Here is a 7,501-nt window from a genome sequence, read left to right on the forward strand (position 1 = left end):
ATAGCGCCTGCGACCATATAGATCAGAATTTTTAAACTGAGATTCATATTATTAGCCCCATTTTGGAATAGTGGAACTCTAAGCCATTGGCCGGAAAACTGCAAATTTGCCGTGAGTGTAAATTTAGGGTTGACGGTTATTGATTACAGGTGTAATCTTTAGCATGGATTACATTTGTAATCATAATTAATAGAAACTGATATGAGTCAAAGTATGTCAATCAGAGTGAGTGAAGCAGAAAAGAATGTAATGGATATTCTGTGGCAGGAATCTCCATTAACCAGCACTGAGGTCGTGGAACGCCTCCAAACTCAGGACTGGAGTGAAAAGACTGTTAAAACCTTTCTTAATCGTTTGGTGAAGAAAGGCGTGGTGATTTTCCAAAAAGATGGGCGTCGCTATTTGTATTCTCCCGCCATAGAGCGCGATGAGTTCCTGGCCGACGAGAGTGAAAGTTTTCTGGATAAGGTCTTTAAAGGCAATATCAAAGAGTTGCTAGCCACATTTGTAGATAACAAACAGCTATCAAAAGAGGAGCTGGATTATTTAAAAAGCTTGCTAGAGGACAAGGAGAGCAGGGATGTTAAGTGATCTCAAGATGAACGGTTGGCTGGATGCTTTCTGGCATTTTAATCTCGACCTAAGTGTTATTGTCCTGAGCGTACTTATTGTTCGGTTTTTTATCAGAAAAACCACCAAAAGTTATAACTCGTACCTGCTTTGGTTAGCTATTCCGCTTGGGTTTGTGGTTGCCAAAATTATTGCTTCAATTGATTCTAGTAGTGCTAATTCTGATTACATCGGTCAGGCGGTATCGGTCATGATAGTAAAGCCTGTAGAAACGTTACAGAATTACTGGTGGCTTGGTGCATTATGGTTATCAGGTACAACGTTATTATTATTGAGGCTGATTATTCAGCACATAGAACTGAGAAAAGACTTAAAGAAGATAGAAAGACCAATCAGTGAATTGCCTGGTTTTAATTTAATAAGAGAAAGTCAATATCAGGTTATTGCCGTTGACCATAAAGAAATATCACCGGCTGTGTATGGCTTTATCAAGCCAACAATTTATTTCCCAATCCACGTTGCAAAGCAATTATCAGTGCAGCAAATACAGCTCATTATTGAGCATGAAGAACAGCATATAAAACAGAAGCATTTATGGTTAAACCTGTTGTGGGATGTGCTGGTCTGTATTGGTTGGTTTAATCCACTCATTTATATAGCTCGAAAGAATTTCAGACATGATCAGGAGTTATTTTGTGACTATCTGGTGCTTAACAAAGGCAACCATACTCGCACGAAAGATTATGGTCATGCGCTATTATCAACAGTTTCTGCCACTCACTCTGTAAGTCTACTTTGCTCATGGAAGGTTTTTAACCAACTTGAGGAAAGAATTATGAATATCACAGACCCGTTAAACAAAACCGGTAAGATAGTTATGACATTAGGCGCCGCCTTTGTTCTAAGCTGTTGCGCCGTTTATGCAGCCAATAAGGAGCCCAATGAAGAGCGTGTTGTAACCACTGAAAATATAGTCATTGATGATGAAGGAAATAAGAAAGTTGTTATTGAGTTTAGTGAAGGAGACGGTATTACCTATTTACAGGAAAATGATAACTACTACATCCTTGAAGGTGACAATAAACGTCCAATGACCGAACAGGAGCGTAAGAAATTTGAGCAAAAGCATGAAGAAGCTCAAAAGCACCTACTGTTAACAGAACAAGAATTAATACTTGCTGAGAAAGAACTGGAGAATGCTCACAGAGTATTAGTTTTGCATGAAAATGATCTTCAGGATGTTGAGATTCAAATAGAAAATGCTCACAAAGTACTAGCAGAAGCACAACGTGATATTGAGATTGAGTTTCAAAATGGGCATCTCTCTAAAGAAGAAATGGAGCAAGCTAGAAAGGCAATCATTAAAGCCAAAGAAGAAATGTCTAGCGATAAGATGAAGAAGAGCATTCAAGTTGATATGGAGCGTGCAAAAGCAGAACTTGAGAAAGCTCGAACTGAGATAGAAAAACAGCGGAATCTGAGAAAAATTGAAATTAGAAAAGTAAAATCTGGAGATGCTTCGGGTGCCAAATCTGTTGAAGCTACTATTAATGAGGATGGAGTGATTTATAAAAAAGTAAATGGCGCTTACACCATTGAAGAAAATGGTCAGACACGAGCCATGACCAATGGTGAAATTATTGAGTTTGAAAACAGACTTGAAAATATTCCAGAGCCACCTGAGCTTTCATCGCCCTCAGCTCCTTCAGCGCCACTAACTCCTGAGAGTCCAGAAGAAGTACAAAACGTCATTTACGAAAAAAGCGAAATCAGAGTAACGGATCCTAAGAATGTGAATGAGAAAGCTACACCAACTCACACTAAGCCACCACAGTATCCAAAATACGCTGCAGAAAATGGAATTGCTGGACATGTGCTGTTTAAGTTTGATGTGGATACCAACGGCAAGCCTTATAACATTCGTGCTACTGAATCAGAACCAGAAGGTGTATTTGATGAAGTGGCAATGAACGCAATCGAACAATGGAAGTTTGAGAAGAATAAACAGGCTAAGGATATTACCTATATGCTTAAGTTTGAGCTTGAGTAAGTTTGGGTAATGAGAACCATAATAAAGCCCGCATTTTCGGGCTTTATAGAAATGGAAGTGAATAAATATGAGTTGTAAGACTTTATCGATTGTACTTATAGGAGTGCTTCTTACCCTGACTTCTTGTTCAAACTACATAAGCGTGTACGAATTCAAAACAGGTAATAAAGCAATAGACAGTTTGAAATTTAGTAAGGACTACTTGGCTAGTGTAAATCAACTAGAAGAAGTGGAGAGTGTTTTATATTGTAACCCATCATCTAAATTTCATTGTTTGGTTGCGCAAGGAAATGGTATCAACTTATCTCTGCCTAAAATATATAACCAGCAGGATCGATGGGTATTCTATGGTGGCACATATACTTATGCTAAGACAGATAATCAGTTTGTTCAGAAGTTCCCAGATAGCTTTATCGATGATGAGTATGACTACATATTAGAACATGACTCTGAGTTAGGTACCGTAGAGCGTATCTATGCAATCGATAATAAAAGATCTGAGTTGCTGGCAGTAGTATTTGTGTATCAAAACACCAGGTTTCACTTTTATGAGCTGGCTGCTGATAAGGGGCTGACTTATGCAACGAGGGAAAACTCAAGTACCTTAGAGCTTAGTGAAGAACCAGTTATGCTTGAGCCATAAAAAAGCCCGCACAATGCGGGCTTTTTTACATATTATTTCTAAACCATCTGGAAAGGGTAAACCGAACCAAGGTTTAAGATTTTGGTTAGTTCATCCAGAGCCATGCGCGATTCGTTGAGTAGGCTTGGATCAGCCAAGTCATCTTCGGTTAGTGTGTCGCGGTAATGCTTTTCAACCCAGGCGTTGAGCGTTGCAAACAGATCATCATTCATGATGACGTTCTGATTCATGGCACTAACTTCTGTTTCATTGAGTACGATACGCTGACGCAAACAGGCTGGGCCACCACCATTTTGCATGGATTGTTTTACATCAAAGATTTTAACTTCTTTGATTGGCGTATCCTGTTCAACCAGCCAGTCCAGATATTCCTTTACTGCAGGAACTGACTCGCACTCGCCAGGGGCGATAATCGCCATATTGCCATCGGGTAATGTAACCAGCTGACTGTTAAACAGGTATGACTTAACCGCATCTTCTACTGAAACATCATTAGCGCCAACTTCAACCACATGGAACTCTTCACCATCAAATGCACGCTCAAGGTCAGTATAAACCTGCATCTGGTTCAAGAAGGCTTTCTGGTGGGCGAATAAAACATTGCCATTGCCCACGGAAATTACGTCATTATGGAAAACACCTTTATCAATAACGTGTGGGCTTTGCTGTGCAAATACCACATTGTCACTGTCCAGCATGTGCAGGCGTGCAACGGCTTGCGAAGCTTCGAAGGTTTGGCGTGCAGGAAACTTATGCGGCGCTGGCTTGCTGTCGTCAAAGGCATATTTGCCAAACACGAAGAAGTGTAGGCCTTTCTTGCCATAACCCTTTTCACTATTCACATCCACAAAGCGAGTATGGTTGGCCGCCCCTTCATCACCGAAGTGATCGCCCATCGGTAGAGCAGGGTGGTGAACAAAATGATTCTCGTCTTTAAACATGGCCTGCAAAATACGGCCTGTGGTTGGGTGTTCAATCGAACGATGGAATTTATTGGCCAGATTAGCCGGAGTGAAATGCACCTTTTCATCTGCAGTGTCACTTGATGGTGCCATGGTGCAGGCATTGGCTGTCCACATGCTTGAGGCTGAGCTACAGGCCGCTAGCACTTTAGGTGCCTGCTTGGCAGCTTTGATGATAACTTGACTATCCGTGCCAGTAAAACCCAAACGACGCAGTGTGGCCACGTCTGGGCGCTCCATGGGTGCTAAAACACCTTGCTTTAAGCCTAGGTCATGTAGCGCCTTCATTTTCTGCAAGCCCTGCTTGGCCGCTTCTTTGGGCTTGGCAATCAAGTTTGCGTTAGACGTTGAGGCAACATTACCGACAGACAGGCCTGCATAGTTATGGGTTGGGCCAACCAGGCCATCAAAATTAAATTCGTAAGCCATATTTTTATTGGTGCTCATTTATAGAGATACTCCAGGCGTTAGCGTTTCAGGCATGACACAGGCAGGATTTTCAATCGAAGCCACCGGGTAGGCACAGTAGTCAGCAGCATAGTAGGCACTCGGACGATGGTTACCTGAGTTACCGATACCACCAAAGGGTGCTGCGCTGGATGCGCCGGTTAATTGGTTATTCCAGTTGACGATGCCGGCACGAATGCGACGGTAGAATGTGTCGTACTGTGCTTTGTCATCGCTGAACAAACCGGCTGATAGACCGAAGCGGGTGTTATTGGCTTCGGCAATGGCACTTTCGAAATCATCATAACGATAGACTTGCAAAATAGGGCCGAAAAACTCTTCATCTTCAGGGGTAACGCCGGTTACATCCAACAGTGCAGGACTGACAAAACCGGTGCCTTCTTTCATGTGCTCCATTTTGACCAGGGCTTTAGCACCTTTATCAAGCAGGTTTTGCTGAGCGCGAACTAAATCTTTAGCAGCTTTCTCAGAAACCACAGGGCCCATGAACGGTTTGTTGTCATCGTTGTAGTGACTGACGCGAATGTTTTTAACTGCTTCGGTTAGCATCTCAATAAATTGATCGCCTTGTGATGTTTTTGGTACAAACAGGCGGCGTGCACAGGTGCAGCGTTGGCCAGCAGAAATATAAGCCGATTGAATGGTGTGATAAACGGCAGCTTTTAAGTCTTTTACATCGCCCAGAATAAGCGGGTTGTTACCACCCATTTCTAAAGCTAAAACTTTGCCCGGTTGACCGCCAACTTGTTTATGCAGAAGCTTGCCGACTGTTTCGCTGCCGGTAAATAATAAGCCATCTATTTGCGGATGGCTGGCTAGTGCAATACCCGTATTGACCTCGCCTTGAACCAGATTAAGAACGCCATCAGGTAACCCTGCTTTCTGCCATAATTTAACCGTTAGTTCGGCAACGGCTGGTGTTAATTCGCTTGGCTTGAATACAATCGTGTTTCCTGCAATCAAGGCTGGAACAATATGACCATTGGGTAAATGGCCTGGGAAGTTGTAAGGACCGAATACGGCCAGAACGCCATGCGGTTTATGGCGAGTAGCAGCGATACCAGCGCCCATTTCAGCTTCTTTAACGCCAGTACGCTCATGATAGGCTCGAATCGAAATATCAATTTTGCCGGCCATGGCGCCAGCTTCGGTCAGGGTTTCCCAGTAAGGCTTGCCCATTTCTTGTGCAATCAGTTCCGCAAGTTCTTCTTTGTTGTCTTTTAATTGCTGCTCAAAGTTTTTAATGATGGCAATTCGCTCATCCAATGACTTTTGACTCCAGTCCCAACCGGCTTTCTGTGCCGCTTCAATCGCTTGCCCCACCTGTTCTTCAGTTGCGGCATTGCCTTGCCAGATGACTTCGCCGTTAGCTGGGTTGACTGAACTAAAGCTATCGCCTTCACCGGCGAGCCATTGATTGTTGATCATTAAGTTTTTATGAGCATCTTGAGTCATATTAAAAAACACCTGCTGTAAATTCGTTTAACGTTTGTTGCGCAGACTGGCTGCACGAACCGTATCGCCTTCTTTTACCTGAAGTCGGTCGAGCACTTCTGCACTGACAATCAGTTCATCAGTATCGATTCGCGTTTCAAATACCGTGGTGCGGAACTCCTGTAGGCGACGATTGCTGATCATAATCGCCTCGGTTTCACCTTCCGGTTTGCCAACACGGATTGGCATCAGACGGCTGGCACGATAGGTTTTGATTTGATCCTTGGGTACTTCAATAGTGGGGCCTGCATCAAAAATATCCACATAATTTTGATAACGGAAGCCTTCACGTTTAAGCATGGCAAGCGCCGGACGAGTATCAGGATGCACCTGACCAATCACCTGCTTGGCATCATCTGATAACATATCCACATAAATTGGATGTTGTGGCATTAGCTCAGCAATGAACTGGTTACTGCCCAAACCACTAATAGCATCAGCCTTGGCAAAATCCATACTAAAGAAGCGACGACCTAGTGACTCCCAGAATGGCGAGCGGCCTTGTTCGTCGCTGAAACCGCGCATCTCGGCAATCACCTTGTCAGCAAATCGCTGCGGGAAGTCAGCCATAAATAGGAAGCGTGATTTGGCTAACAGGCGACCATTGATTCCGCCACGATAGTCAGGAGATAGATACAGAGTCGCAATTTCTGTGGTGCCAGTATAATCATTACACAAGACTAAAATTTTGTGTTTGTTATAGATACCTAAGTCGCGACTGGTATTAACTACGGTGCTTAATTTATAGGTATAGAAAGCTTCGTCCATACCGACCGCAGCAACCAGGGCGCAAGTGCCGACTACCTTGCCGCTTGCATCATCTTCCAGCACAAAAAAGTAATATTCAGGCCCAGGCTTAACAATATCGCGGCTAAATGCATCGACCGAGTTTTTGATTTTGTCTTCGATACGAACTGGGTCATTAGGCAGGGTGGTCAGGCCGGTTCCGGCGCTGGCAGCCAATGCCAAAATATCTTCTAAATCAGTATGTTGAGCTGGTCTGATAACCATGATTGAAAGTCCTGAATTCCTTAAAATGTAGCTTTAACTGGCGACACTGATGCCTAAGCGGTTGATGATAATAGGAAATCTCACCACAGAAAGGAAGTGCCAGTTTGTAATATAAGAGACTTGTACGACCTCTCAGCCCTTTAAAATTAAGCCAATCGTCGGTACAGGGGTGGAATTTTAGCAGAAAAAAGGACATGATACCGACCTATTTCAATGAACGGAAAGAGCAGGGGCAAACCCTGTCACAAGCTTAAGGTGTTTTATGTCTGATAATTCTGCACATTCAAATTATACTCGCGCGAC

The 7,501-nt window shown here is 43.3% G+C and carries 6 protein-coding genes; 3 read left to right on the forward strand and 3 right to left on the reverse strand.

Going from position 1 to position 7,501, the window contains the following annotated elements:
* The first annotated feature begins 201 nt into the window (after positions 1-201).
* From HUJ19_RS08670 to HUJ19_RS08680, 3 genes are all read left to right on the forward strand, one after another.
* Positions 202-591 (forward strand): BlaI/MecI/CopY family transcriptional regulator, encoded by a 390-nt coding sequence (locus tag HUJ19_RS08670; protein WP_290623466.1) that lies wholly within the window; start codon positions 202-204, stop codon positions 589-591.
* A complete protein-coding gene (locus tag HUJ19_RS08675) occupies positions 581-2,620 on the forward strand; it encodes a TonB family protein (RefSeq protein WP_290623467.1) in 2,040 nt (679 codons plus the stop codon). Before HUJ19_RS08670 ends, HUJ19_RS08675 begins: the two co-directional genes overlap by 11 nt.
* Before the next feature lie 67 nt (positions 2,621-2,687).
* A complete protein-coding gene (locus HUJ19_RS08680; protein WP_290623468.1) occupies positions 2,688-3,263 on the forward strand; it encodes a hypothetical protein in 576 nt (191 codons plus the stop codon).
* A 38-nt stretch (positions 3,264-3,301) separates the two neighbouring features.
* Here HUJ19_RS08680 and astB read toward each other — a convergent pair whose 3' ends face one another.
* Genes astB through astA form a run of 3 tightly spaced genes read right to left on the reverse strand, consistent with a single transcriptional unit; the run spans position 3,302 to position 7,198 of the window.
* Positions 3,302-4,672: an N-succinylarginine dihydrolase gene (gene astB, locus HUJ19_RS08685; protein WP_290623469.1), complete on the reverse strand. Its 1,371-nt coding sequence runs from the start codon at positions 4,670-4,672 to the stop codon at positions 3,302-3,304.
* Positions 4,673-6,148: a succinylglutamate-semialdehyde dehydrogenase gene (gene astD, locus HUJ19_RS08690; protein WP_290623470.1), complete on the reverse strand. Its 1,476-nt coding sequence runs from the start codon at positions 6,146-6,148 to the stop codon at positions 4,673-4,675.
* A 27-nt stretch (positions 6,149-6,175) separates the two neighbouring features.
* Positions 6,176-7,198 carry an arginine N-succinyltransferase gene (astA, locus tag HUJ19_RS08695; protein WP_290623472.1) on the reverse strand — a complete coding sequence of 341 codons (1,023 nt, stop codon included), beginning with the start codon at positions 7,196-7,198 and terminating at the stop codon, positions 6,176-6,178.
* Positions 7,199-7,501 lie beyond the last annotated feature (303 nt).

The organism is Kangiella sp. (assembly GCF_014762745.1).
GTDB lineage: Bacteria > Pseudomonadota > Gammaproteobacteria > Enterobacterales > Kangiellaceae > Kangiella.